Below are 25,958 nucleotides of genomic sequence, written 5' to 3'. Positions count from 1 at the left end.
AAACGTTTCTCCACGGCGCGTCGGGGAGGCGGGTCTAACGCTGCGCGACCGCCGGCGGGGTCAGCGGGACCTCCACCAGGCGGTGCCGCGAGCGGCCCAGCATCTCCTCGCGCTCGTCCTCGGTCATTCCGCCCCAGACCCCGTACGGCTCCCGGACCGCCAGGGCGTGCGCCGCGCACTCGGCGATCACCGGGCAGCGCATGCAGACCTCCTTGGCGCTGGTCTCGCGCGAACTGCGGGCGGCTCCGCGCTCCCCCTCCGGGTGGAAGAAGAGCGAGCTGTCCACGCCGCGGCAGGCCGCCGAGAGCTGCCAGTCCCAGAGGTCCGCGTTGGGACCGGGGAGGCGGGAGAAATCTGCCATGGCTCATTCCCTTCAGAGGCGGTCGGCGGCGGCCGGGCGTTTCGGCGGGCTGCTGCCGAACGGTGCCCGGCGGGGCGTCCCGCGCTGGTGTGGACACCTGGAAATATGACTTAAGGCAACTCCATGGACAAGTCACCCACACACTGGCACAACAGTCAATGACCATACGAAAGCTATAAAAACGGGCAAAGTGGGCAAGGGGTTTGCCGGGCGTGGACGTGGCAATCGGGTGGCCGAGGGGCGCGCGACACACCGCACCGGTGTGCGGGTGGTGCGCCCACCGCGCGCGAGCTGCGCAAAAGAGCGGCGTGTGCACCGCGATGCGGCTGATCGGTAATGGGTTGGCCACGTACAGTGGTGGAGATGGCCTGAAGGCCGTAACTCATTCGAGTGACGGTCGTTGGAAGTGCGGAGGCGGTTAGCGGGCGCCGGACGTCGGGAACGATCGCGGGCAAGTCGGGGCGATCAGGACGAAGTCCGTCGCCGATCGGCCGTGTCGGAGAGGTTCGTACCAGCCAGGAGGCTCAACGTGACGCGGATCAGCTGCGGAGGACGACGGTCATGACTTCCGTTCTCGTTTGCGACGATTCCCCGCTCGCCCGCGAGGCGCTTCGCCGCGCCGTCGCGACCGTACCCGGTGTGGACCGGGTCACCACCGCGACGAACGGGGAGGAGGTCCTCCGCCGCTGGGTGGCCGACCGCTCCGATCTCGTCCTGATGGACGTCCGGATGCCCGGCCTCGGCGGGGTCGAGACGGTTCGGCGGCTGCTGTCCGCCGACCCGGGCGCCCGGATCATCATGCTCACCGTCGCCGAGGACCTCGACGGGGTCGCGCTCGCGGTGGCCGCGGGCGCCCGCGGGTACCTGCACAAGGACGCCTCGCGCGCCGAGCTGCGGGCCACCGTGACCCAGGCCCTCGCCGACCCGACCTGGCGGCTCGCCCCGCGTCGGCTGCGCAGCCCCGACATGGGCGCGGCACCGACCTTGACGGCGCGTGAGATCCAGGTCCTGGAGGGCATGAGCCACGGGCGCAGCAACGCCGAGATCGGGCGCGAGCTGTTCCTCTCCGAGGACACCGTCAAGACCCACGCCCGGCGGCTGTTCAAGAAGCTCGGGGCCTCCGACCGCGCACACGCGGTGGCGCTGGGTTTCCGCTGGGGCCTGGTCCGCTGACCGTCGGCGGCGCCGCCGGCTGCGGTGCGGCGCCGTCGAATTCCGGAGCGGGTGCCGCACGGGCGTGTGACGTTACGGTCCCGAGGTTGCACCATGGAGGAGTGGAGCACCTCGGGGACCAGCGGACAGGCACTGCGGCGAACCACACGGCCGCGGGACACTCGGCGGACGGCGCGACGGACGGGACCACCCACGGCGGCGGGGCGGAAGGCGGCACGGTGCAGGAGGGGCCGGTGGTGCGCGGTACGCCGCACGGTGCCGCAGCGCATAACGTTCCGGTGCACAACTCCGGACGCGGTGCCGCGTTTTCCCGGTCGACCAGGCACCATGGACCGATGCGCGACGATGTCGCCGGTGCGGCCGGCCAGGCGGACCCGGGTGAGGCCCAGCCCTCCGGCCCGGGTCACGATCCGTCGTACGCGGACCCCGGCGAGCCCGGCGATGCCGGCCCGTCCGGTTCCTCCGGGACGGAGTCCGGTCCGGGGCGCCCGCCGGTGCTCGGTTCGGGCGGCTCGCCCCTGGTGGGCGAACTGGTCGCGGCCGCCGTGCGCGGTGAGGGCCCGGCCATCGACGCGCTGCTCGCCTACGTCCACCCGCTGGCGCTGCGGTACTGCCGCGCCAAGCTGGTCCGGCTGCCCGGCGGGGCCCGGCACCACGTGGACGACGTGGCCCAGGAGGTCTGCGTCGCGGTGCTGTGCGCGCTGCCCCGGTACAAGGACCAGGGGCGGCCGTTCGAGGCCTTCGTCTACGGCATCGCCGCCCACAAGATCGCCGATCTGCAGCGGGCCGCGATGCGCGGGCCCGGTTCGACCGTGGTGCCGCAGGACGACCTGCCGGAGGTGCCGGACGAGGCGCTCGGCCCGGAGGAGCAGGCACTGCTGAGCAGCGACGCGGCCTGGGCCAAGGAGCTGCTCTCCAACCTGCCGGCCCGTCAGCGCGAACTGGTGCTGCTGCGGGTGGCCGCCGGATTGTCGGCGGAGGAGACCGGCGAGGTGCTCGGGATGTCGCCGGGGGCCGTCCGGGTGGCCCAGCACCGGGCGCTCAGCCGGCTGCGGGCGCTCGCGGAGGAGTCCTCCTGATCCGGAGGGGCGGGGGCGGGGCGTTCCGCGGGGCGGAATGAGCCGCCCGGGGTGCTTGTTGTCAAGGGCACACGAGGGCACATTCGCGGTGCCAGTACCATGGGGTATCGGCGCCTGGGCAGGTTGCCAAAGTTTCGCGGGTGCGCACGGGGTTTCCTTGGAGGTTCGTCCAAGTCCGGCCCACCCGGCTTTCGGCGGTCTGCGCGAGTGAGCGATCAACGCGCCCCTTCCCTCTGGGCGCGAGCGGATAAGGCCGGCCACGGAAGGTACCCCCAAATGTCTTACAACGCCGCAGGCGTACCCGAGAAGTTCGCCATGCTCGGGCTCACGTTCGACGACGTCCTGCTGCTGCCCGGGGCCTCCGCGGTGCTGCCGAACCAGGTCGACACCTCCTCGCGGGTCTCCCGGAACGTCCGCGTCAACATCCCGCTGCTGTCCGCGGCGATGGACAAGGTCACCGAGGCGCGGATGGCCATCGCGATGGCCCGCCAGGGCGGCGTCGGCGTGCTGCACCGCAACCTGTCGGTCGAGGACCAGGCCAACCAGGTCGACCTGGTGAAGCGCTCCGAGTCCGGCATGGTCACCGACCCGATCACGGTCGGCCCGGACACCACGCTGGCCGAGGCCGACGCGCTGTGCGCCAAGTTCCGGATCTCCGGCGTGCCGATCGCCGACGAGTCCGGCAAGCTGCTCGGCATCGTCACCAACCGTGACATGGCCTTCGAGTCGGACCGCAGCCGCCAGGTCCGCGAGATCATGACCCCGATGCCGCTGATCACCGGCAAGGTCGGCATCTCCGGCGTGGACGCGATGGCGCTGCTGCGCCGCCACAAGATCGAGAAGCTCCCGCTGGTCGACGACGAGGGCCGGATCAAGGGCCTGATCACCGTCAAGGACTTCGTCAAGGCCGAGCAGTACCCGAACGCCGCCAAGGACGCCGAGGGCCGGCTGCTGGTCGGTGCCGCGGTCGGCGCCAGCGCCGAGGCCTTCGACCGGGCCCAGGCCCTGGTCGAGGCGGGCGCGGACTTCCTGGTCGTCGACACCTCGCACGGCCACAGCCACAACGCGCTGGCCTGGATCGCGAAGATCAAGTCGGCCGTCGGGATCGACGTGGTCGGCGGCAACGTCGCCACCCGGGACGGCGCCCAGGCGCTGATCGACGCCGGCGTGGACGGCGTCAAGGTCGGCGTCGGCCCCGGTTCCATCTGCACCACCCGCGTCGTCGCCGGCATCGGCGTGCCGCAGATCACCGCCATCTACGAGGCCGCCACGGCCTGCCAGGCGGCCGGCGTGCCGGTCATCGGCGACGGCGGCCTGCAGTACTCGGGCGACATCGGCAAGGCGCTCGCCGCCGGTGCCGACACCGTGATGCTGGGCTCGCTGCTGGCCGGCTGCGAGGAGTCGCCGGGCGAGCTGATGTTCATCAACGGCAAGCAGTTCAAGTCCTACCGCGGCATGGGCTCGCTGGGCGCCATGCAGTCCCGCGGCCAGGCGAAGTCCTTCTCCAAGGACCGCTACTTCCAGGGCGAGGTCACCTCCGACGAGAAGCTGATCGCCGAGGGCATCGAGGGCCAGGTGCCGTACCGCGGCCCGCTGTCCGCGGTGCTGTACCAGCTGATCGGCGGCCTGCGGCAGACCATGGGCTACGTGGGCGCCGCCACCGTCGCCGAGATGGAGAGCAAGGGCCGGTTCGTCCGGATCACCTCGGCGGGCCTCAAGGAGAGCCACCCGCACGACATCCAGATGACCGTCGAGGCGCCGAACTACTCGTCGCGCTGACGCACGGGACCGGATCCGACCACCGAGGGGCTCGTGGCCGCACTGCGGCCGCGGGCCCCTCGGGGTGCGCGGGGAGCCGGGCCGTCGGGGCGGGACCAGCGGTAGTACGGGATACTGGGGGCGGCCGGGGTGACCCGGCGGGCATGGAGCAACAAACCAGAAGGGCTCGAAGTGACTGAGATCGAGATCGGGCGAGGCAAGCGCGGCCGCCGGGCGTACGCCTTCGACGACATCGCCGTCGTCCCCAGCCGGCGTACGCGTGACCCGAAGGAGGTCTCGATCGCCTGGCAGATCGACGCCTACCGCTTCGAGCTGCCGTTCCTGGCCGCCCCGATGGACAGCGTGGTCTCGCCGGCGCAGGCCATCGCGATCGGCCGCCTGGGCGGTCTGGGCGTCCTGAACCTCGAAGGCCTGTGGACCCGCTACGAGGACCCGCAGCCGCTGCTGGACGAGATCGCCACGATCACCGACGAGTCCGCCGCGACCCGCCGTCTGCAGGAGATCTACGCCGCGCCGATCCGGGCCGAGCTGATCAAGCAGCGGATCCAGGAGGTCCGCGACTCCGGTGTGGTCACCGCCGCCGCGCTCTCGCCGCAGCGCACCGCCGAGTTCTCCAAGGCCGTGGTGGACGCCGGGGTCGACGTCTTCGTCATCCGCGGCACCACCGTCTCGGCCGAGCACGTCTCCAGCGCCGCCGAGCCGCTCAACCTCAAGCAGTTCATCTACGAGCTCGACGTCCCGGTGATCGTCGGCGGCTGCGCCACCTACACCGCGGCGCTGCACCTGATGCGGACCGGCGCGGCCGGCGTGCTGGTCGGGTTCGGTGGGGGCGCGGCCCACACCACCCGCAACGTGCTGGGCATCCAGGTGCCGATGGCGACCGCGGTCGCGGACGTGGCGGCGGCCCGCCGTGACTACATGGACGAGTCGGGCGGCCGGTACGTCCACGTGATCGCGGACGGCGGCGTCGGCTACAGCGGCGACATCCCGAAGGCGGTCGCCTGCGGCGCCGACGCGGTGATGATCGGTGCGGCGCTGGCGCGGGCCACGGACGCCCCGGGCAAGGGCTTCCACTGGGGCATGGAGGCCGTCCACGAGGAGCTGCCGCGCGGCAAGCGGGTGGACCTCGGGACCGTCGGCACCACCGAGGAGATCCTGACCGGGCCCTCGCACACGCCGGACGGGACCATGAACCTCTTCGGGGCGCTGCGCCGGGCGATGGCCACCACGGGCTACACGGAGCTGAAGGAGTTCCAGCGGGTCGAGGTGACGGTGAACCCGGCGCTCGACCACCGCTGAGGGGTTCGCTGACGCGCTGACGGAGGCCTCCGTCCGGTTCCACCGGACGGAGGCCTCCGGGTTTTCCGGGCGGGGTCGCGCCGGTGGGGGCTTTCGGGCGGGGCCGCGCCGGCGGGGCGGTCAGCCGCGGTTCGCGGTGCGGCGGGTGAGGAGGAAGCCGCCGACCAGGGCGATGGCGTAGAAGGCCAGGTCCAGGGGGCGCAGCTCGGCGCGCCAGGTGGTGAGGGTGTCGTGCAGCAGGCCGTGCGGGGCGGGGCCGGCGGCGTGCAGCCGGCGCAGGTGCTGGGTGAGCTGGCCCAGGAACAGGGCACCGGCGGCGAGCAGGGCGGCCAGTGCGGGGAGTAAGCGGCTCCGGCCGCCGAGGCGGCCGAGCGGGAGGGCGACCAGGCCGGCCTGGGCGATGGTGAGCCAGCCGAGGCTGTCGGCGGCGCGCAGCGGGGCGCAGCCGTAGGCGAGGCCGCCGAGCAGGGCGGCGAGCAGGGCGAGGGCGACGGCCAGGGCGGTGCGGCGGCGGCGCGGGCGCCGGTGGGCGGCGGGGGCGTGGGGTGCGTAGCCGGTGACGGGGACGCCGGGCATGCCGGGGGCGACGTAGCCCTCGGGGGTGTCCAGCACGGGGGCGACCGAGTAGTGCTGGGCGGTGCGGGAGCGGAGCGATGGGCCGTCAGCGCCCGGTGCGGGTGCGGTCATGGGCGTCGAGTCCCCTCGGGAAAAGACGATGAGCTGCCGAACGGTAGCAGCGCCTCGGGCAGATCTTGGCGAGTTTTCGATCACAGATCGGGCACAGAGCGTCGCACCCGTTCCGGTTCGTCCCGTCTTGGGCCGGGGGGCGGGTGGTCGTCGCCCCCGCGGACAGGAGATGATGGAGGCTTGGCCGTTCGGGCCCGGCCGGGCCGACGCGCCGTCACCACGACCGCCAGCAGCACATGGGGGAACGTTCCGAATGACCCAGGCGCAGGGTTCCACCGGCCGCCTCCTGGCCGGCCGCTACCGGCTGAACGGCGTGCTCGGACGCGGTGGCATGGGTACCGTCTGGCGCGCCGAGGACGAGATGCTGGGCCGGACCGTCGCGGTCAAGGAACTGCGGATGAACGCCAGCGTCGACGAGGAGGAGAAGCACCGGCTGATCGTCCGGACGCTGCGCGAGGCCAAGGCGACCGCGCGGATCCGGCACAGCTCGGCGGTGACCGTCTTCGACGTGGTCGACGAGGACGACCGGCCGTGGATCGTGATGGAGCTGGTGGAGTCCCGCTCGCTGGCCGACGTCGTCCGGGAGGACGGGCCGCTGGCCCCCGGTCGGGCGGCGGAGATCGCGCTTGACGTGCTGGGCGTGCTGAGCGCGGCGCACGCGCTGGGCATCCTGCACCGGGACGTCAAGCCGTCCAACGTGCTGATCGGCGATGACGGCCGGGTCGTGCTCACCGACTTCGGAATCGCGAGCGTCGAGGGCGACGCCTCGGTCACCTCCACCGGCATGCTGGTCGGCGCGCCCTCGTACATATCCCCGGAGCGGGCCCGCGGGCAGAAGCCCGGACCGCCGGCCGACCTGTGGTCGCTGGGCGGCACGCTGTACGCGATGGTCGAGGGGCGGCCGCCGTACGACCGCGGTTCGGCGCTGGCCACCCTGACCGCGGTGATGACCGAGGAGCTGACCGCGCCGACGAACGCCGGGCCGCTGCTGACGGTGATCGAGGGGCTGCTGGAGAAGGACCCGGCGAAGCGGCTGGACGCGGCGCAGACCCGGTCGATGCTCAAGCGGGTGGTCGCGGAGGCGACCGTGAAGGCTGAGTCGACCACCGAGCACGCGATGCCGGTGGAGTCGGTGGCCGCGGCGGCGGGCGAGCAGGCCGGGGAGGCCGGGGAGAAGGCCTCGGAGAAGGCTTCGGAGAAGGCCGGGACGAAGGCCGAGGCGGACGCGGACCCGAAGCCGAAGGCCGAGGAGAAGCCGAAGCGGACCGTCGGCGGGCTGCTGGGGACGGTCCGGGTGGGGAGCCGGGCCCGGGACGGGGAACCCGCCGTCGAGGCCGAGGGCGGGAAGCCCGCCGAGCCGGCGCCGGCCACCGAGTCGATCCGGCCGGTCACCAGCGAGTGGACGATGGGCGCGACCCAGGCGGCCGGGGCCGACCCGCGCAAGGGGCGGCGGAGGCTGGCCATCGCGACCGTGGTGGTCGTGCTGCTGCTGATCGCCGGGATCGTCGCGCTGCTCCAGGCCGTGGGCAGCGGGGACGGCTCCACCAACGGGGCGGGCGCCCACAGCCCCGGTGCCAGTGCGCCGGTCGCGGCGACCGCGCCCGGTCGGGACGCGTCGGCGCCGGCCGGTGAGTCGGCCCCGACCGCGACGCCCGACGAGTCGCCGGCCGCGGCCGGGGCGCCCGCCGGGACGCCCGACGAGCCGCCGGCCACGCCCGCGTCCTCGGCGGCCGCCCCACCGCCGGCCCAGGCGCCGGCCCAGACCCCCTCGCCGACTCCGTCCGGCGCTCCGGTGCCGGCCGGGTTCCACGCGTACCAGGACCCGAGCGGCTTCTCCGTCGTCCTGCCGGACTGGCTGCAGCCGGCCGGGTCCGACGGCAACCGGCGGATCTTCAAGAACTCCGCCGACGGCAGCCAGCTGCGGATCGAGTGGACCACCTCGCCGGGGGCCAGCGCCGTCGCCGACTGGCAGGACTCGGAGCCCAACGTCCGTGGCCAGGTGACCAATTACCAGCGGGTCAACCTGGCGGCGATCACCTACCGGCAGTGGACGAACGCGGCGGACTGGGAGTGGACCAACGGCACGCCCAAGACCCACTCGCTCAACCGGGGCTTCGTGACCGGCAGTCCGGCCAAGTACGGCTACTCGATCTACTGGATCGTCCCGGACGCGCAGTGGGGCGCGCAGGCCCAGGCCCGGGACGTCGTGTTCAACAGCTTCCAGCCGGCCCCGTAGGGCGTGTCCGGCACGCCCCGGGGCGCCGGCTCGGTGGGAGGTCAGCCGAGCAGGAGCTGCTTGGCCCGGGTGAACTCCTCGTCGGTGAGGGCGCCGGCGGTCCGCAGGGCGGCCAACCGCTCCAGCTGGCCGAGGAGTTGCTCGCCGGCCGAGGGCTCGGTGGGGGTGGCGTCGACGGGGGCCGGGACCGGCGGCGGGGTGGCGCTGCGTGCGGTTCGGGCCGCCTCGCGGATCCGTTCGGCGAAGACCTCGGCCTTGACCACCTCCTCGAAGCGGTGCGAGCCGGTCAGTGCGACGACCGTCAGCACCTCGCCGTTGAACTTGGTACGGGCCACGGTGGCGTCGGTGACGGCGGTGAGCGGAACCGGTACCGGAGGCTTTCCGTCCTTCAGGAAGAGCAGCCGGTGGGTGGTGAGCACGAGCACGCCCTTGCGGAAGTGGTCGGGATGGCGTCCGGCCGTGGAGGCGACGGGCTCCTCGCCGTCGATGACGGCCGCTTCGACCGTGCGGACGGCCTCGGCCCGATTGGCTTGGTTACTGTTGCCCGCCACCTTGAAGGCGGTGTCGATCAGGTCGGTCCATTCCATGGGACCGAGCGTAAAGGAGCCGCTCAGTAGGCTGCTCGGCGAGCGAGAGGAACTGCCATGCGAGGCGGCCCCGGCCAGGTGTTGGCGGGTCGGTACCGGCTGACGGACCGTCCCGAGCTGCTGCGTGCCCTCGCGGTGGACGAGCGGACCGGCGAGGCCGTGCAGCTGCGCGCCGTCGAACTGCCCGCGCTGCTGACCGCGGGTCAGGATCCGGACGAGCCCAACCCCGGGCACGGGGACCGGCTGGTGCGGCGGGTGGCGACGGTCGGCTCGGCCGCGCCCGCCTGGCACCCCCGGCTGCTGCGCGGGGTCGGCGCCTTCGTCGAGGGCGAGCTGCTGTGGACGGTGGAGGAGCGGCCGGCCGGCTGGACGCTGGCCGACCAGCTCGCCGGCGGGCCGCTCCCGCCGTACCGGGCGGCCGAGTTGGCGGCGGACCTGGCCGGTGCGCTGCGGGCGCTGCACGAGGCCGGGCTCTCGCACGGCAATCTGACCGCCGAGTCGGTGCTGGTCTGCGAGGACGGTGCGGCGATGCTCGGCGGGCTGCTCGACGGGGTGGCGCAGGAGGCGCTGGCCGAGGACCTCGGCGGGCCGGGCGGACGGCGCCGGTACGAGGTGCGGGCCACCCTGGTCGGCGCGGTGGCCGAGCGCTGGCCGCTGGACGGCGGCCCGGCGGGGGACTGCTGGGCGCTCGGGGTGCTGCTGCAGCGGATGGTCACCGGCCGCGCGCCGTTCCCGGAGGGCGGGGTGCCGGAGCTGGTGACGGCCGTACGGGACGGGCGGCGCGAACCGGCGGCGCTCTGCGGGCCCTTGGCGCCGCTGGCCGAGCGCCTGCTGCAGCCCGACCCGGGCCTGCGGCCCACCGCGCAGGCGGTGTGGGCTGAGCTGGCGGCGCTGCTGGCGGGCGCCCCGGAACCGGCGGACGGGGAGCGGGCGGCGCGGGAGCTGGAGCTGAAGCCGGAGGCGCCGCTGGTGCCGTTGCGGCCGCGACGGCGTGGGCGGGGCGGTGGCGCGGCGCGGGTGGTGCCGGAGGGTGGCGCGGCGCGGGTGGTGCCGGAGGGTGGCGCGGACGGGGGGAGGACCTCGCGGATACCCCCGGCCCTGCTGGGCCCGTTGCTGGTGGGCGGGGTGTTCGCGCTGCTGGTGGTGGGAATGGTCGCCGTGGTGCTGTTCGCAGGCTGACGGCCCCGAAGTCCGCCGTCCCGCGGGTCCGGTGGGTGGGCGAGATTACCGAGCGTGGCACGGTGCGCCTAGGGTGTCCGTGGGATTAGTTCGAACAGCGGTCCGCAGCGGGCTTTCGGTCGCGGTGACGGCAGGTGGAATCGAGAGGGGGAGCGGTCGCCGATGGGCGTGCAGGACCGGCCGGAGGCGGCCGAGGCGGAGCGGTTGCTGGCCGGGCGGTACGAGCTCGGTGAGCGGCTCGGCCGGGGCGGGATGGGGACGGTCTGGCGTGCCTGGGACCGGATGCTGGACCGCGAGGTCGCGGTCAAGGAGCTGACCGTCAACCACCTGCCGGAGGAGGATCTGCAGATCCTGCACACCCGGATGAAGCGCGAGGCCAGCGCCGCCGCCCGGATCAAGCACCCCGGTGTGATCACCGTGCACGACGTGCTGGAGCAGGACGGCCGGCCCTGGATCGTGATGGAGCTGGTCGACGGCCGTTCGCTGGCCGACGTGATCAGCCAGGACGGCACCCTGCCGCCGCGCGCCGCCGCAGAGGTCGGCAGCCAGGTGCTCGCCGCGCTGCACCGCGGCCACCAGCTCGGGGTGCTGCACCGGGACGTCAAGCCGGCCAACGTGCTGCTGGAGCGCGGCACCGGGCGGGTGGTGCTGCTGGACTTCGGCATCGCGAAGTACGAGGGCTCGACCGAGCTGACCCGGCCCGGCGACCTGGTCGGCTCGCCGGACTACCTGGCCCCCGAGCGGGCCCAGGGCGAGCGGCCCGGACCGGCCTCCGACCTGTGGGGCCTCGGGGCGACGCTGTACGCGGCGGTCGAGGGGCAGTCGCCGTTCCGCCGGGACTCGCCGATCAGCACGCTGGCCGCGGTGGTCGACGAGCCGCTGCCGGAGTCGCGCCGGGCCGGGCCGCTCGGGCCGGTGCTGGCCGCGCTGATGGCCAAGGACCCGGCCGACCGGCCGAGCGCGGACGAGGCGGCCCGGATGCTGGCCGAGGTGCACTCCGGGCACACCATGGGGCTGAAGTCGGTCGGGCCGTCGGCCGCGCCGGTGCGCACGCCCACCCAGTCGGTGCCGGTGGTGGACCGCAGCGTGGGGCAGGACGGGACCGTGGCCTCCGCACCGGAGAGTGCCGAGGGATCGGAGGACCCGACGGATCCGCGTCCGGCCGGGACGGCCTCGACGGCGGTGACGGCCGTGCGCTCCTCCCAGCCGGTTCCGGTCGTGCCGGTGGTCCCGGTCGGCGCGGTCGTCGCCGACACCGCCGGGGGCGGGGCCGCGGCCGGGCAGGCGCGTACCTCCGCCGGCGCGCCGGTCGCGCACTCCAGTGCGCCCGCACGCGGTCCGGCCAAGCGCCGCAACCGGGTCAAGCTGGTCGCCGTCGTGGTGGCCGTCGGCGTGCTGGCGGCCGCGGCGACCTTCTTCGCCACCCGGCACGTGACCGGCGGCTCGGACGCCGGCCCCGGCCCGACCGGGCAGCCGGACACGGCCGAGTCCACCGGAACGGACCAGACCGGCACCCCCGCCCCGGGGGCGCCCGCGCCCGCCGGCTACCGCTGGGCCGACGACCCGGCCGGCTTCCGCTTCCCGATGCCGGTCGCGACCCCGGCCTGGCAGCGCAGCACCGGGACGGACGCCAACCAGATCTTCTACAGCCCCGACAACCGGGTGCACTACCTGCAGTTCGCGGTCACCGTCGGACAGTCGGTCAAGCCGTTGGAGCACATGCGGCAGATGGAGACCAACGTCTCCAAGTCGCTCAAGGACTACAAGCAGCTCCGGATGGCCGGCGCCGTGGTGAACGGCCACGAGGCGGCCACCTGGGAGTTCAGCTACGCGGCCAAGGAGGGCGGTCGCCGGCGGGCGATCGAGACCGAGTTCCTCGACGAGGACGGCACCTCCTACGCGATCTACGCGTCCAGCCCGGACAAGGGCGACGACTGGCAGCAGACCGAGCAGCGGTTCACCACGGTGCTCAACCACTTCACGCCGACCCGCTGATCCCGCTGATCCCGCTGATCCCGCTGATCCCGCTCATCTCGCGGGTTCGGCGGGTTCGGCGGCCGGTGCGGGCGGAGCGCCCCGCTATCGCCCGACTCCGGCAGATTCTTGTTACCGACGGGTACCGCGCCGGGCACCGAAGGCCTAGGCTGCGCCGTATGTCGGACCTCTCAGCAGACGCAGCGGCCACCGAACACCCCGGCGCCGCCCCCGCGGACGGCAACCCGGCCGCCCCCGGCGGCGGGCGGACCGTCGGGACCGCCGTCCCCCGCTCCCTGGTCGACCGGCTGGCCGCCGGGATCACCGCCACCGGCGTGCCCAGCGTGGTGGAGACCGTCGCCCCGCTGACCGGCGAGCGGCTGGCCGCCCTGCCGCAGTCCACCCCGGCCGACGTCGAGGTCGCCTTCCAGCTGGCCCGCCGCGCCCAGGCGGCCTGGGCCGCGCTGCCGGTGCGCCGCCGGGCGGGGGTGCTGCTGCGCTTCCACGACCTGCTGCTCAAGCGGCAGGACGAGGTGCTGGACCTGGTCCAGGCCGAGACCGGCAAGGCCCGGCTGCACGCCTTCGAGGAGGTGCTGGCCGTCGCGATGGCCGCCCGGCACTACGGGCGCGCCGCCCAGGGCTACCTGAAGGACCGCCGCCGCGGCGGTGCGCTGCCGGTGCTCACCCACGCCGTGGAGGCCCGCCGCCCCAAGGGCGTGATCGGCCACATCTCGCCGTGGAACTACCCGCTGGAGCTGTGCGTCGGCGACCTGCTGCCCGCCTTCGTGGCCGGCAACGCGGTGGTCAACAAGCCCGACACCCAGACCGCGCTGACCGGGCTGTGGGCCCGCGAGCTGCTGATCGAGGCCGGGCTGCCGGCCGACCTGTGGCAGGTGGTGATCGGCGACGGACCGGTGATCGGCCCCGCCGTGGTCGAGCACGCCGACTACGTCTCCTTCACCGGCTCCACCCGCACCGGCCGCGAGGTCGCCCAGCGCGCCGCCGCCCGGCTGGTCGGCGCCTCGCTCGAACTCGGCGGCAAGAACGCCATGTTGGTGCTCTCCGACGCCGACCTGGAGGCCGCCGCCGCGGGCGCCGTCCGGGCCTGCTTCTCCTCCGCCGGGCAGCTGTGCATCTCGATCGAGCGACTGCTGGTGCACCGCTCGGTGGCCGACCGCTTCCTGGAGCTCTTCGTCGCCCGCACCCGGGCGCTGCGCCTGGGCGGCGGCCTGGCGTACGGCGCCGACATGGGCTCGCTGGTCTCCGTCCGGCAGCTGGACACCACCACCCGGCATGTGGACGAGGCGGTCAAGGCCGGCGCCACCGTGCTGACCGGCGGGCGGGCCCGGCCCGACCTTGGCCCGTACTTCTACGAGCCGACCGTGCTGGACGGGGTCACCCCGGAGATGGCGGTCTGCGGCGAGGAGACCTTCGGCCCGGTCGTCTCGGTCTACCGCTTCGACACCGAGGAGGAGGCGGTGGCCGCCGCCAACTCCACGCCGTACGGCCTGAACTCCAGCGTCTGGACCAGGGACCTGCGGCGCGGCCGGGCGGTCGCGGCCCGGCTGCGCACCGGCACGGTCAACGTCAACGAGGCCTACGCGGCCGCGTACGGCTCGGTCGCCGCGCCGATGGGCGGCATGGGCGACTCCGGGCTGGGCCGGCGGCACGGCGCCGAGGGCATCCTGCGGTTCACCGAGGCGCAGACCGTCGCGACCCAGCGGATGATGCCGATCGCGCCCTCGTTCGGGCTGGACGACAAGCAGTTCGCCGCGGTGATGACCGGCGGGCTGCGGATGCTCAAGGCGCTCCGCTTCAAGTAACCCGCTTTTCCCCCGTTTTCCCCCCGTCAGGTTCGACCCCCGAGGAGCAGAGGCAGATGGTGGAGTCCGGTGGTGCGGCGGAGTTCGACTACGACGTGGTCGTGGTCGGCTCCGGCTTCGGCGGTTCGGTCGCGGCGCTGCGGCTGACCGAGAAGGGCTACCGGGTCGCCGTCCTGGAGGCCGGGCGGCGGTTCGAGCGGGACGAGCTGCCCCGCACCTCCTGGGACCTGCCGAACTACCTGTGGGCGCCGCAGCTCGGGCTGTACGGCATCCAGCGGATCCATCTGCTGGCCAATGTGCTGATCCTGGCCGGCGCCGGGGTCGGCGGCGGCTCGCTGAACTACGCCAACACCCTCTACGTGCCGCCGAAGGCCTTCTTCGAGGACCGCCAGTGGGGCCACATCACCGACTGGCAGCAGGAGTTGGCGCCGTTCTACGACCAGGCGCAGCGGATGCTCGGGGTCCGGCTGAACCCGACCGTCACGCCGTCCGACGTCCACCTCAAGGCGGCGGCCGAGCGGATGGGCGTCGCGGACACCTTCCACATGGCGCCGGTCGGGGTCTTCTTCGGGGACGGCAAGGACACCGACGGCACCACCAAGGCGGCGCCCGGCGATGAGGTCGCCGACCCGTACTTCGGTGGCGCCGGCCCGGCCCGCAAGGCCTGCGTGGAGTGCGGCGAGTGCATGACCGGCTGCCGGCACGGCGCCAAGAACATGCTCACCGAGAACTACCTGTACCTGGCCGAGCGGGGCGGCGCGGAGATCCACCCGCTCACCACGGTGGCCCGGATCCGGGAGCACACCGGTGCCGACGGGACCAGCGGCTACGCGGTGGACGTGCGGCGCACCGACTCCCGCTCCAGGACCGACCGGGTCAAGGCGGGTGCCCGGACCGTCACCGCCGCCCGGGTGGTGGTCGCGGCCGGCACCTACGGCACCCAGTCGCTGCTGCACCGGATGCGCGACGCCGGCCACCTGCCCCGGATCTCCGAGCGGCTGGGCGAGCTGACCCGCACCAACTCCGAGGCACTGGTGGGCGCCCAGACCACCGACCGGCGCTACGGCAGCAAGGCGGACTTCACCAAGGGCGTGGCGATCACCTCCTCGATCCACCCGGACGCGAACACCCACATCGAGCCGGTCCGCTACGGCAAGGGCTCCAACGCGATGGGCGCGCTGTCGATAGCGCAGGTCAAGGGGGGCGGGAAGGCCCCGCGCTGGCTGCGCTACCTGGGCAACTCGGTGCTCCACCCGGTGACCTTCGGCCGCTCGATGAACCAGCGTGGCTGGTCCGAGAAGACGATCATCGGCCTGGTGATGCAGTCGCTGGACAACTCGATCACCGTCTCGCTCAGGAAGGGCCCGCTCGGCAAGCCCCGGCTCACCTCACGCCAGGGCCACGGCGAGCCCAACCCGACCTGGATCCCGGCCGCCGAGAAGGGCGCCCAGGCGCTGGCCGACGAGATCAACGGCTTCGCGGGCAGCTCCGTCGGCGAGATCTTCGACATCCCGATGACCGCGCACTTCCTCGGCGGCTGCCCGATCGGGGACACCCCCGAGACCGGTGTGGTCGACCCGTACCACCGGCTGTACGGGTACCCCGGGATCAGTGTGGTGGACGGCTCGGCGGTCTCCGCCAACCTCGGCGTGAACCCCTCGCTCACCATCACCGCGCAGGCCGAGCGGGCGATGTCGCTGTGGCCCAACAAGGGCGAGGCGGACCGGCGTCCGGCCCAGGGCGACGACTACCGGCGGGTCGACCCGGTCGCGCCGGTGCGGCCGGCCGTGCCGGAGGACGCGTTCGGCGCACTGCGACTGCCGCTGCTGCCCGTCCCGGAGGTCCCGAAGAAGCGCGGCTGAGCCCGACCCCGAGGGCCAACTCGCCCGGTCCGCTTCCCGGTTGACATCCGTTCGGGTCCGATGGGATAAACGGGCTCCCTGGGGGACCAGGAACTCGTCGAGCGGGGGGAATGCGGGTCATGGCCAACTGCGCATCGTGCGGCGCGACGCGGGTGGAGGGGGTGCCCGCCTGCGGTTCGTGCGGGCGGCCGACGGCACCCCCGCCCCCGACGGCCGTCGGCCTGCCCGCCGTTCCGCCGCCGGGCCCCGGGTACCCGCCGCCGCCCGCCGGGCCGGCCGGGTACCACCCGCTGCCGCCCGGTCCCGGCTACCCGCCGCCTGGCCCTGGCTACCCGCCGCCGGGCCCCGGCTACCCTCCGCCGCCAGGCCCCGGCTACCCGCTGCCCGGGTACCCGCCGGTGGGCGGCCCGCCCGCGCTGGGCCACTGGGGCGCCGGCCGGCCGTACCAGCCCTCCTCGCCCGCCCGGCGCCTGCTGGCCGGGGCCGACTGGCGTCCGGCGCTGCGGGCGGCCGTCGCGCCGACCGCGGTGCTGCTGCTGGCGGCGCTGATCGCGGCGATCCCGAGCGACTACACCTACGACCGGGCCTTCCGGACCCCCGAGTTCGGCGACCGCTTCCTCTCCACCCTGGCGATGGCGCTGAACGCGCTCGGCGCGCCGTTCCGGCTCGGCTTCCGCAGCACGATCACCGGGACCCGCTCCGAGGGCCTGGACAACACCTTCTGGCTGGTGCCGATGACGGTCACCGTCCTGTGGGGCGTGGCCCTCTGGCTCGGCCTGCGGGCCGGCCGGCGGCGGCGCAAGGCCGACGGTTCCCAGCTGACCCGGGGCCAGGCGGCCGGCGAGGCGCTGCGCACGGCGGTGGTGCTCGGACTGGTGACGGTGCTGCTCGGGCTGGTGGCCGGCAGCGACTGGCGGCCGAGCGGCGCCGTGGGCGACGGCGACTACGACTACGGCTCCCGCCCGGCCCTCGGGGCGCCCTCCTTCAGTACGGACTCCGGCTGGCTGTGGGCGGTCGGCTGGACCGTGCTGCTGGCCGGGCTGCTGGCCTTCACCGTCCACGGCACCGACGCACTGCGCTGGGCCGCCTGGCGCAGCCGTGCGGTGCGCGGCTGGGCGGTGGCCGCGCTGACCGCGGGCCAGGCGCTGGCGCTGACCCTGGGCCTGGCCTCGCTGACGGCCTTCGTGCTGGTCGCGGCCACCAGCGACCAGGGCTGGCGGACCGCGCTCTCGGTGGCCTTCCTGCCCAACCTCGGCCTGATGCTGCTCGGCCTGGGGTCGGGCGCGACCTTCCGCACCGGGCGGGAGATGGGCGGGGTCGGGGGCTGGAGCGAGTACCGCGACACGCACACGGAGTTCTCCTTCTTCGACCTGCGCGACCAGACGGCCGACTGGCGCTGGGCCGGGCTGCTGGCGCTCGCCGCAGCGGGCCTGCTCGGCTGGAGCGCCTACCGGCGGCGGCTGGACGGGGCCGACCGGCTGCGGCTGGCCGTGGTGTACACCGCGCTGCTCACCGGGCTGACGGCCGCCTCCGGCCTGCTGAGCAGCACCGCGATGACCTTCCGGGTGCCGGGCTCGGGGAGCTGGGGCGGCGTGGGACCCTCGGCCACCACCCAGGAGGTCTCGGCGGGCCTGGTGTTCCCCGGCGTGCTGGTGGCGAGCGCGGTCTGGGCGGTGGTCGGCGCGGTGCTGGTGCCCGCGCTGCTGGCCGCGCTCGGCGGCCGGGGGGCCGGGGCCGGGTACGGCACCGCCCCGTACGGCGGGTACGGCGCGGTGCCGCCGCAGGCCGGGCCGCCGCAGGGTGTGCCCCCGTACGGCGTTCCGGGCCAGGGCGTGCCCCCGTACGGTGTGCCCCCGTACGGTGTTCCGCCGCAGGCCGGGCCGTACGTCCCGCCGCAGGACGTGACGCCCGGGGCGCCCGGAGTCGGGCTGAGCGAGGTGATCGAGTCGCACGGGGCTCCGCCGACCCCCGCCGCCGGGACGCCGCGGCCGCCGGTCCCGCCGCGGCCGCCGGAGGAGCCGGTCGACCCGACGGTCTGGCGGGACCACCCGTAGGAACCTCCAAGACCGTTCGGGAAGGTCGGGAAGGGGCGGAAAGGGGCGGAAAGGGCAAAGGGCCCCGCGGGGGAACGGGGCCCTTTGTCGCTCAGCACGCGGCGTCAGGGCTGCGCCGGTGCTGGGGGTGACGGCGCCGGGGGAGGAGCGCCGTCGGGTCGGTCGGCTCGTGGACGCGCCTGTCCGGGCCGGCGTGGGTGGCCGGCGGAGCGGGCGCGCGGCTCCGTGCGGCGGCGGGTCGGCGGGCAGGTCTGCGCCGGTCCCGCGCTCACGGAGCGTGAGGTGACAACCGCTGTCGCCCGGTCGCGCGGCGGCCGTGGAGACAGCGGTCCGGACCCCCGCGGTGCGCCTTGCGGCGGCCGGGAGAACCGTTCACACCGAGCATGGTGGTGGACGGAGGGGTTTCTCTGCAACCGGTTCGGCGCAGTTCAGTACAGTCCGTTTGCCGAGAGTACTGCGTCGAATGATCACGGTGCGTAGTGGTTCGGCCGGTTGCGGCGCACGGGGACGCGCGTAGCGGCGCGGGACGGCGGGGTGTGTGCGCCCGGGGCGTGCCCCGGATCGCAGGGCGGTGCGACGGCCGGCTCCGGGCGTCCCCGGGAAGCCGGCCGTCCCACCTCTCGGCCCAGTCGCGGCCGGGGTCGCTGTCCCCTGCTGGCCGGCCGCGGCACCCGCGCACGGTCCCACGGAGCCGCGTGCCCCGGCGGGCCGGGGCGGCGGCGCCACATGCGCCGGTGGACTGGGGTGAAGCTCCACGCGTGGTCCTGCAGCCGGTACGGCGGTGCCCCCGGTCGGGGGCGGCGGCGGCGCGTCTGGCGGACGCGGCCGGCCGTCCGGTCGTCAGAAGCAACGAACCGCGGCCCCGCCCGGTCACGGTCCTTTGGACGTGCAGACGAGTGAAACCGGACAGCCCGGTAGAATCGGTGTCCAGACACCCCACACCCGTCCGCCGCCGCTGCCCCCGCCGGGGAGGCGGTTCAGCGCGACACCTCGATACCGCTGCCGGAAGGCCGTCTGTGTCCTCTGCAATTCCCGTCCAGTCCGCGCCGGACAACGACACCGTCCTGGTGGTCGACTTCGGTGCCCAGTACGCCCAGCTCATCGCCCGTCGGGTGCGTGAGGCGCGGGTCTACAGCGAGATCGTGCCGAGCAGCATGCCGGTCGCCGAGATGCTCGCCAAGAACCCCAAGGCGATCATCCTCTCCGGCGGTCCGTCGTCGGTCTACGAAGAGGGCGCACCGCAGCTCGACCGTGCGATCTTCGAGGCCGGTGTCCCGGTTTTCGGCATGTGCTACGGCTTCCAGCTGATGGCCAAGACGCTGGGCGGCACCGTCGACAACAACGGCGCCCGCGAGTACGGCCGCACCCCGCTGGTCGTCTCCCGCACCGGCTCCACCCTGTTCGAGGGCGTCCCGGCGGAGCACTCGGTGTGGATGTCGCACGGCGACGCCTGCTCCGCCGCCCCGGCGGGCTTCACCGTCACCGCCTCCACCGACCTGGTCCCGGTCGCGGCCTTCGAGAACGACGAGGCCCGGCTGTACGGCGTCCAGTACCACCCCGAGGTGCTGCACTCCGACCACGGCCAGCAGATCCTGGAGCACTTCCTCTACCGCGGCGCCGGCATCGCCCCCACCTGGACCACCGGCAGCGTGGTCGAGGAGCAGATCGCCCTGATCCGCGAGCAGGTCGGCACCAAGCGCGCCATCTGCGGCCTGTCCGGCGGCGTGGACTCCGCAGTCGCCGCCGCCCTGGTCAACAAGGCCATCGGCGACCGGCTGACCTGCGTGTACGTCGACCACGGTCTGATGCGCAAGGGCGAGACCGAGCAGGTCGAGAAGGACTTCGTGGCCGCCACCGGCGTCCAGCTGAAGGTCGTCGACGCCTCCGAGCGCTTCCTGAACGCGCTGAAGGGGGTCACCGACCCCGAGGAGAAGCGCAAGATCATCGGCCGGGAGTTCATCCGGGTCTTCGAGCAGGCCCAGGCCGAGATCGTGGCCGAGGCCGGCGCGCACGGCGAGTCGGTCGACTTCCTGGTCCAGGGCACCCTGTACCCGGACGTGGTGGAGTCCGGCGGCGGTACCGGTACCGCCAACATCAAGTCCCACCACAACGTCGGCGGCCTGCCCGAGGACCTCCAGTTCCAGCTGGTCGAGCCGCTGCGCAAGCTGTTCAAGGACGAGGTCCGGATGGTCGGCCAGGAGCTGGGCCTCCCGGAGGAGATCGTCCAGCGCCAGCCGTTCCCGGGCCCGGGCCTGGGCATCCGGATCGTCGGCGAGGTCACCGAGGAGCGCCTGAACCTGCTCCGCGACGCCGACGCGATCGCCCGCGAGGAGCTCACCGCGGCCGGTCTGGACCGCGAGATCTGGCAGTGCCCGGTCGTGCTGCTCGCCGACGTGCGCAGCGTGGGCGTGCAGGGCGACGGCCGCACCTACGGTCACCCGATCGTGCTGCGTCCGGTCTCCTCCGAGGACGCCATGACCGCCGACTGGTCGCGCCTGCCGTACGACGTGCTGGCGAAGATCTCCACCCGGATCACCAACGAGGTCCGCGACGTCAACCGCGTCGTCGTCGACGTCACCAGCAAGCCGCCGGGCACCATCGAGTGGGAGTGAGCACTCCCCGCGAAGCCTGAACAGCCGCGCCGTCGTTCCCGTAGTGCAGGGAACGGCGGCGCGGCCGTTCCCGGCCCCCGCACCGGCACGTCCCACCGAAAGCGGGCAGGAGCGGGCAGAATGCGGACCGGACCTGTCAGGGAGTGGCGGGCCGTGAGGGAAGGTGAGACGGATGCCGGAGGTCAGCAACTCCGAGGCGGGCGACGGGGGAGCGGCCGGCCGGGCCGAGCGGGCGGCGCAGCGCCGGGCCCTGGCATCCCGGTACGCCCTGCTGCCGCTGCGGCTGTTCCTCGGCGTCACCTTCGTCTACGCCGCCCTGGACAAGCTCTCCGACGCCCACTACCTGGCCGGTGCGGGCGATCCGGCCTCCTTCGTCTCGCAGACCCAGGCCGCCAAGGCCGGCGGCAGCCCGATCGCCTTCCTGCTCGGTCCCGCCCTGGACGCGCCCACGCTGTTCGCGCTGGCCATCGCCTTCGGTGAGCTGGCCGTCGGCCTCGGCACCCTGCTCGGCCTGTGGGGCCGGGTCGCGGCGCTCGGCGGCGCGCTGATCAACCTGAGCCTGTGGCTGACCGTCAGCTGGAACGTCTCGCCGTACTACCTCGGCAACGACCTCGGCTACCTGATGGCCTGGACCCCGCTGCTGCTGGCCGGCACGCCGTACCTGTCGGTGGACGGCTACCTGGCCCGCCGGGCCGGGCGGGACCGCGAGCGCGGGCTGACCGAGGACCACGTCCGGCGCCGGACGCTGATGGACGGCGGGATCGCGGCGGTCGCGATCGGCGGCGCCGGGCTGCTGAGCGGCTCACTCACCCGCACCTTCGGCCGGAACCGGACGGCGGCGCCCAAGCAGTCCGCGGCCCCGGACCCCGTCGCCGCGCCCGCCCCCGCGGTGGCCGCGGCGAGCGTGCCGGTCGGCGGCTCGGCCCAGGTCAAGGACCCGGCCACCGGGGACGCCGTCTACATCGTGCAGCCCAAGGCCGGCCAGTACTGCGCCTTCTCCTCGGTGTGCACCCACTCCGGCTGCGCGGTGGACGCGCCCAGGAACGGCCAGCTGTACTGCCCCTGCCACGGCTCCCGGTTCGACGCCGCGACCGGCGCGGTGGTCAACGGGCCGGCGGTGAAGCCGCTGCCCAGGTACGGCGTCACCAAGGACGGCGACCAGCTGACCCTGGGCCCGCTGCAGAGCTGACGTCCGCGCTCGTCCGTCGTTCCCGTCCGTCGAGGTTCTCCGCAGCGGACGCCGCGGTCATGCGTCGCGGTCATTCACCGCGGTTATGCGCCGTGGTCATTCGTCGCGGTCGGCCCGGCCCCGGCGGGCCACCGCGGCGACCGCGCCGGCCAGGCCGCCGACGCCGAGCACGATGAAGGTGACCGGGACGACGATCCGTCCGTTCACCGACCGGTCGTTGAGCGCCGCGACCAGGTAGAGCACCGCGAGCACGGTGAACAGCGCGCCCGCGATCAGCGAGAACAGGTCGAGCCGGTGCTTCCTCACTACTGGACCACCTTGATGTCGCCGATGCCGAGGCCGAGTTGGAGATCGATGGTGCCCTTGGACGGCTGACCGCCCACCGGGCCGAGCTGGTAGACGTGCCGGCCGGTGCCGTCGTTGCGGTCGCCGGGGACGTTGACGCTGCCCAGGCCGACCCGGGCCACCAGGTTCACGTCGACGTCCGGCGGCAGCATGACGACCAGCTCGCCGGCGCCGAGGTCGGCCTTGGTGGTGAGGGTGGCCCCGGCCGGGTCGAGCCGGGAGAGGTCCAGCCGGGCGTCGCCGGCGCCGAGGTTGTAGCGGTCCTTCAGTTCGGCGGGCGTGGCGACCGTCCAGGTGCGGTCGCCGATGGCGTCCTGCACGGTGTGCGGCGAGTGGCCGGCGAAGGCCAGCGCCAGGGTGGTCAGCAGGCCCAGCACGGCGAGCTTGCGGGCCTTGCCGAACTTCGCGGCCAGCAGCAGGGTGAGACCGATCACCAGCAGTCCGGTGGCCAGCACGACGGTGCTCAGCCGGGTGACGTCGGTGTGGCCGACCGAGGCGGACCAGACCGCGGTGGCCGCACCGATCGCCAGCAGGAAGCCGAAGAAGCCGAGCGGCGAGCGCTCCCTGGGGTGCCGGACGGCGGCCGGCTCGCGGCGGAGCTCCAGGCGCTCCGGGCGCTCCGGGCGCTCCTTGCGCAGCGGGTCGCCCTCCGGGAGGTCGGTGCGCTGCCACCAGGCCTGGGTCGGGCCGCCGGGCGGCGGCAGCTTGGTGCCGTAGGCGGGCGTGGTGGTGCCCGGGTCGGTGGCGTCGTACGGGTTGCGCTCGGGGTGGCGGGGGTCCCACAGGTAGCCGCTCGGGCCGGGTGCGGGGGCGTCGGCGGGCACGGTCCCGGCGGCCTGGCCGGCGGCGTGCCGGGCCCGGGCGGCCTCCTCGTCCTGCGGCCAGCCGTAGCCGTCCGGCTCGGGGAAGTGGCGGTCGTACGGGCCGCCGCGCCGACGGCCGCGGACCCGGCCGCCGCGGCGTCGCTCCGGGTCGTAGCGCACCGCGAGGAAGACCAGGCCGCCGAGCAGCAGCAGCGGGAACAGCTGGTCGCCGTCGCCCATCGAGGAGAAGAACACCCCGGTGCCGATCACGGTCAGCAGGACCGCGCCGATCGACTGGCCGTCGACCCGGCCGGTCAGCACCCGCTGGAGTTCGGTGCGCCCGCCGCGGCGGCCGTCGGCGGAGTCCTCGGTCGGGACGATCAGCCAGGCCAGGCCGTACAGGAAGAGCCCGAGGCCGCCGGAGAGGCAGAGCACCACGGTGACCACCCGGAAGACCACCGGGTCGATGTCCAGGTGCCGCCCCAGGCCGCCGCAGACGCCGGCCACCACGCGGTGGTGCTCGGCCCTGGTCAGCGGGGGGCGTTCCGGTTCCGGCGGGGCGGTGGGCCCGGCCTCCTGGATGCGGTGGTCCTCGGTCATGGGCACCATCCTTCCGGCAGGGGGCGGGCCGGCCCAACCGGGTACGGCCCTGCCCGTACCCTGACTTGTCCCTGATAAGCGTGGGGGCCCCACCCTGATGCGCGCGGACACGCCCGCGTGGAACCATCGGTGGCGTGGCAGCACCCGGTACCGATCCCCGACCCCTCGCCCCCGACGCCGCGGCGTCGGCCGGCGCCGACCCGACCGCGCCCGCCGACGGGCGGCCGCCCTACCGGCGGCTGTACCGCAGCCCGCAGGGGCGGATGCTGGGCGGCGTCGCGCACGGTCTGGCGGTGCACCTCGGGCTGCCGGTCCGCTGGGTGCGGCTGGCCTTCGTGCTGCTGTTCTTCGCGCAGGGGATCGGCGCGCTGCTGTACGCGGCGTTCTGGTTCGTGGTGCCGATCGGGATCGGCGAGCCCTCGCAGCGCGGCGGCGCGCACTGGGTGAACGTCAACGGCGTCTACGTGCCGACCTCGCCCTGGCTGCGGCCGGGCACGCCGGTGACCAAGTCCGGCGGCGGTGGCTGGGTCGGCCGGCTGCGCGAACTGCTCCAGCACACGCTGCAGGGCGAGCCGGTCACCGCGCCCGCCGCCGCCGAGGGCGAGGGCGAGGCCGGCACCCGGTCCGGCGGCAAGGTCGGGCAGGGCGGTATCGGCCAGCTCGCCGCCCTGGTCATGGTCGTGATCGGGCTGATCGCCCTGCTGAACGTGCTCGGCTGGCAGACCGCCAAGCCGTACACCTGGCCGCTGCTGGCGATCGGCGTCGGCGTGGCGCTGGTCTGGCGGCAGGCGGACGACTCGCGCTGGCAGCGCTGGTTCGGCATCGAGGAGGGCGAGAAGCGGCGCGGCGCCTACACCCGGGTCGGCGCGGGCGTGCTGCTCGCGGTGGCCGGCACCATCGCGCTGCTCGCCATGCAGGGCAGCGGTTCCACCCTCGGCTCGGTGGTCGAGGCCTCGCTCGCGGTGCTGGCCGGGGTGCTGGTGCTGCTCGGTCCGTACGGCCTGCGGCTGTGGCAGGACCTCGGCGCCGAGCGCACCGCCCGCATCCGGGCCCAGGAGCGGGCCGAGATCGCCGCGCACATCCACGACTCGGTGCTGCACACCCTGACCCTGATCCAGCGCCGGGCCGAGGACCCCAAGGAGGTGCTGCGGCTGGCCCGCTCCCAGGAGCGCGAGCTGCGGCTGTGGCTGTACCGCCCGGAGGCCGCCGCCGAGGCCGCGCCGGACACCATGGCGGAGACCCTGCGGGCCGCCGTCGCCGAGGTCGAGGACCGGCACGGGGTCCCGGTCGAGCTGGTGATCGTCGGCGACTGCCCGATGGACGACAAGATCGCGGCACAGATGCAGGCCGCGAGGGAGGCGACCGTCAACGCGGCCAAGTACGGTGGCGGGGGACCGGTCCAGGTCTACGCCGAGGTGGAGGGGAGGACGGTGTCGGTGTTCGTCCGCGACCACGGACCCGGCTTCGACCCCGACACGGTGCCCGAGGACCGGATGGGCGTACGGGAGTCGATCATCGGCCGGATGAAGCGCAACGGCGGCACCGCTCGGGTGCGGCCGGCGGCGGGCGGCGGGACCGAGGTCGAGCTGGAGATGGAGAGAACGAATGACTGAGGCAGCGCCGCAGCGCACGGCCAGGGTCGTCCTGGTGGACGACCACCGGATGTTCCGGACCGGGGTCCGGGCCGAGATCGGCCGCACCGACGTGACCGGCATCGACGTGGTGGGGGAGGCCGACGACGTGGACTCGGCGGTCCGCGTGGTCGCCGAGACCCGGCCCGACGTGGTGCTGCTCGACGTCCACCTGCCCGGCGGCGGCGGCGTCGAGGTGCTGCGCCGCTCGGCCGGCGTGATGGGTGAGCAGGGGGGAGTGAAGTTCCTGGCGCTGTCCGTCTCGGACGCCGCCGAGGACGTCATCGGCGTGATCCGCGGCGGTGCCCGCGGCTACGTCACCAAGACCATCACCGGCACCGACCTGGTCGACGCGATCTTCCGGATCGGCGACGGTGACGCGGTCTTCTCGCCGCGGCTGGCCGGCTTCGTGCTGGACGCCTTCGCCGCCACCGACACCCCGCCGGTGGACGAGGACCTGGACCGGCTCACCCAGCGCGAGCGCGAGGTGCTGCGGCTGATCGCCCGCGGCTACGCCTACAAGGAGATCGCCAAGCAGCTGTTCATCTCGGTGAAGACCGTGGAGAGCCACGTCTCCGCCGTGCTGCGCAAGCTCCAGCTCAGCAACCGGCACGAGCTCACCCGCTGGGCCACCGCCCGCCGGCTGGTCTGAGGCCGCGGGTCGATCGAGCCCGCCCGGTCCGGA

19 protein-coding genes and 1 pseudogene are annotated in these 25,958 nt (G+C 74.2%); 15 read left to right on the top strand and 5 right to left on the bottom strand.

Annotated features, from left to right (window positions below; genetic code table 11):
• Positions 1-34: 34 nt before the first annotated feature.
• The gene (locus ABTZ03_RS04075) at positions 35-361 is read right to left on the bottom strand and encodes a WhiB family transcriptional regulator (protein ID WP_350503538.1); all 327 of its coding nucleotides are present in this window, start codon (positions 359-361) and stop codon (positions 35-37) included.
• A gap of 561 nt (positions 362-922) precedes the next feature.
• On the opposite strand from ABTZ03_RS04075, the gene ABTZ03_RS04070 reads away from it, so the two are divergent.
• From ABTZ03_RS04070 to ABTZ03_RS04055, 4 genes are all read left to right on the top strand, one after another.
• Complete coding sequence (locus ABTZ03_RS04070) at positions 923-1,534, top strand: response regulator transcription factor (protein WP_014136228.1); 612 nt, start codon at positions 923-925, stop codon at positions 1,532-1,534.
• Between the two features lie 494 nt (positions 1,535-2,028).
• Complete coding sequence (gene shbA, locus ABTZ03_RS04065) at positions 2,029-2,613, top strand: RNA polymerase sigma factor ShbA (RefSeq protein ID WP_400917149.1); 585 nt, start codon at positions 2,029-2,031, stop codon at positions 2,611-2,613.
• A 276-nt stretch (positions 2,614-2,889) separates the two neighbouring features.
• Complete coding sequence (gene guaB / locus ABTZ03_RS04060; RefSeq protein WP_350511289.1) at positions 2,890-4,392, top strand: IMP dehydrogenase; 1,503 nt, start codon at positions 2,890-2,892, stop codon at positions 4,390-4,392.
• A gap of 171 nt (positions 4,393-4,563) precedes the next feature.
• Positions 4,564-5,691, top strand: coding sequence for a GuaB3 family IMP dehydrogenase-related protein (locus tag ABTZ03_RS04055; protein ID WP_350511288.1), 1,128 nt, complete (start codon positions 4,564-4,566; stop codon positions 5,689-5,691).
• Between the two features lie 120 nt (positions 5,692-5,811).
• Here the strand turns inward: ABTZ03_RS04055 and ABTZ03_RS04050 are convergent, their stop codons facing one another.
• Complete coding sequence (locus tag ABTZ03_RS04050; RefSeq protein ID WP_350511287.1) at positions 5,812-6,378, bottom strand: hypothetical protein; 567 nt, start codon at positions 6,376-6,378, stop codon at positions 5,812-5,814.
• A 253-nt stretch (positions 6,379-6,631) separates the two neighbouring features.
• Between ABTZ03_RS04050 and ABTZ03_RS04045 the strand changes: the two genes are divergently transcribed.
• On the top strand, positions 6,632-8,614 hold the full coding sequence (locus tag ABTZ03_RS04045; RefSeq protein WP_350511286.1) for a serine/threonine-protein kinase: 1,983 nt from the start codon (positions 6,632-6,634) through the stop codon (positions 8,612-8,614).
• Between the two features lie 41 nt (positions 8,615-8,655).
• On the opposite strand, the gene ABTZ03_RS04040 is transcribed toward ABTZ03_RS04045, so the two are convergent.
• On the bottom strand, positions 8,656-9,201 hold the full coding sequence (locus ABTZ03_RS04040; protein WP_350511285.1) for an SHOCT domain-containing protein: 546 nt from the start codon (positions 9,199-9,201) through the stop codon (positions 8,656-8,658).
• A 57-nt stretch (positions 9,202-9,258) separates the two neighbouring features.
• Between ABTZ03_RS04040 and ABTZ03_RS04035 the strand changes: the two genes are divergently transcribed.
• The 8 genes and pseudogenes from ABTZ03_RS04035 (at position 9,259) to ABTZ03_RS44215 (ending at position 21,894) form a co-directional block, all read left to right on the top strand.
• Positions 9,259-10,380 carry a protein kinase gene (locus ABTZ03_RS04035; protein ID WP_350511284.1) on the top strand — a complete coding sequence of 374 codons (1,122 nt, stop codon included), beginning with the start codon at positions 9,259-9,261 and terminating at the stop codon, positions 10,378-10,380.
• Positions 10,381-10,542: 162 nt separating this feature from the next.
• Positions 10,543-12,375, top strand: coding sequence for a serine/threonine-protein kinase (locus tag ABTZ03_RS04030; protein WP_350511283.1), 1,833 nt, complete (start codon positions 10,543-10,545; stop codon positions 12,373-12,375).
• Between the two features lie 158 nt (positions 12,376-12,533).
• Positions 12,534-14,177, top strand: a complete 1,644-nt coding sequence (locus ABTZ03_RS04025) for a succinic semialdehyde dehydrogenase (protein ID WP_350511282.1) — start codon at positions 12,534-12,536, stop codon at positions 14,175-14,177.
• A gap of 56 nt (positions 14,178-14,233) precedes the next feature.
• Positions 14,234-16,039, top strand: coding sequence for a GMC oxidoreductase (locus ABTZ03_RS04020; RefSeq protein WP_350511281.1), 1,806 nt, complete (start codon positions 14,234-14,236; stop codon positions 16,037-16,039).
• A gap of 398 nt (positions 16,040-16,437) precedes the next feature.
• Positions 16,438-18,093: a proline-rich domain-containing protein gene (locus ABTZ03_RS04015; RefSeq protein ID WP_350511280.1), complete on the top strand. Its 1,656-nt coding sequence runs from the start codon at positions 16,438-16,440 to the stop codon at positions 18,091-18,093.
• A gap of 1,016 nt (positions 18,094-19,109) precedes the next feature.
• The gene (gene guaA / locus ABTZ03_RS04010; protein ID WP_350511279.1) at positions 19,110-20,705 is read left to right on the top strand and encodes a glutamine-hydrolyzing GMP synthase; all 1,596 of its coding nucleotides are present in this window, start codon (positions 19,110-19,112) and stop codon (positions 20,703-20,705) included.
• A 172-nt stretch (positions 20,706-20,877) separates the two neighbouring features.
• Positions 20,878-21,411 (top strand): annotated as a pseudogene (locus tag ABTZ03_RS44220) (DoxX family membrane protein); the annotation flags it as partial.
• Between the two features lie 42 nt (positions 21,412-21,453).
• On the top strand, positions 21,454-21,894 hold the full coding sequence (locus tag ABTZ03_RS44215) for a Rieske (2Fe-2S) protein (protein WP_400917151.1): 441 nt from the start codon (positions 21,454-21,456) through the stop codon (positions 21,892-21,894).
• Positions 21,895-21,990: 96 nt separating this feature from the next.
• On the opposite strand, the gene ABTZ03_RS04000 is transcribed toward ABTZ03_RS44215, so the two are convergent.
• Positions 21,991-22,200, bottom strand: coding sequence for a hypothetical protein (locus ABTZ03_RS04000; RefSeq protein WP_350511277.1), 210 nt, complete (start codon positions 22,198-22,200; stop codon positions 21,991-21,993).
• Positions 22,200-23,642: a PspC domain-containing protein gene (locus ABTZ03_RS03995; RefSeq protein WP_350511276.1), complete on the bottom strand. Its 1,443-nt coding sequence runs from the start codon at positions 23,640-23,642 to the stop codon at positions 22,200-22,202. Before ABTZ03_RS03995 ends, ABTZ03_RS04000 begins: the two co-directional genes overlap by 1 nt.
• Before the next feature lie 263 nt (positions 23,643-23,905).
• On the opposite strand from ABTZ03_RS03995, the gene ABTZ03_RS03990 reads away from it, so the two are divergent.
• Both ABTZ03_RS03990 and ABTZ03_RS03985 read left to right on the top strand, forming a co-directional pair.
• Entirely contained in the window at positions 23,906-25,255 is a 1,350-nt protein-coding gene (locus tag ABTZ03_RS03990) for an ATP-binding protein (RefSeq protein ID WP_400917153.1), read from the top strand.
• Entirely contained in the window at positions 25,248-25,925 is a 678-nt protein-coding gene (locus ABTZ03_RS03985; RefSeq protein ID WP_350511275.1) for a LuxR C-terminal-related transcriptional regulator, read from the top strand. Before ABTZ03_RS03990 ends, ABTZ03_RS03985 begins: the two co-directional genes overlap by 8 nt.
• Positions 25,926-25,958 lie beyond the last annotated feature (33 nt).

Origin of the sequence: Kitasatospora sp. NPDC096077 (assembly GCF_040303245.1) — a bacterium.
In the GTDB taxonomy this organism is placed as follows: Bacteria; Actinomycetota; Actinomycetes; order Streptomycetales; family Streptomycetaceae; genus Kitasatospora.
The sequence above is the reverse complement of the archived record's forward strand: the minus strand, read 5'-3'. Positions and strand labels throughout refer to the sequence as shown.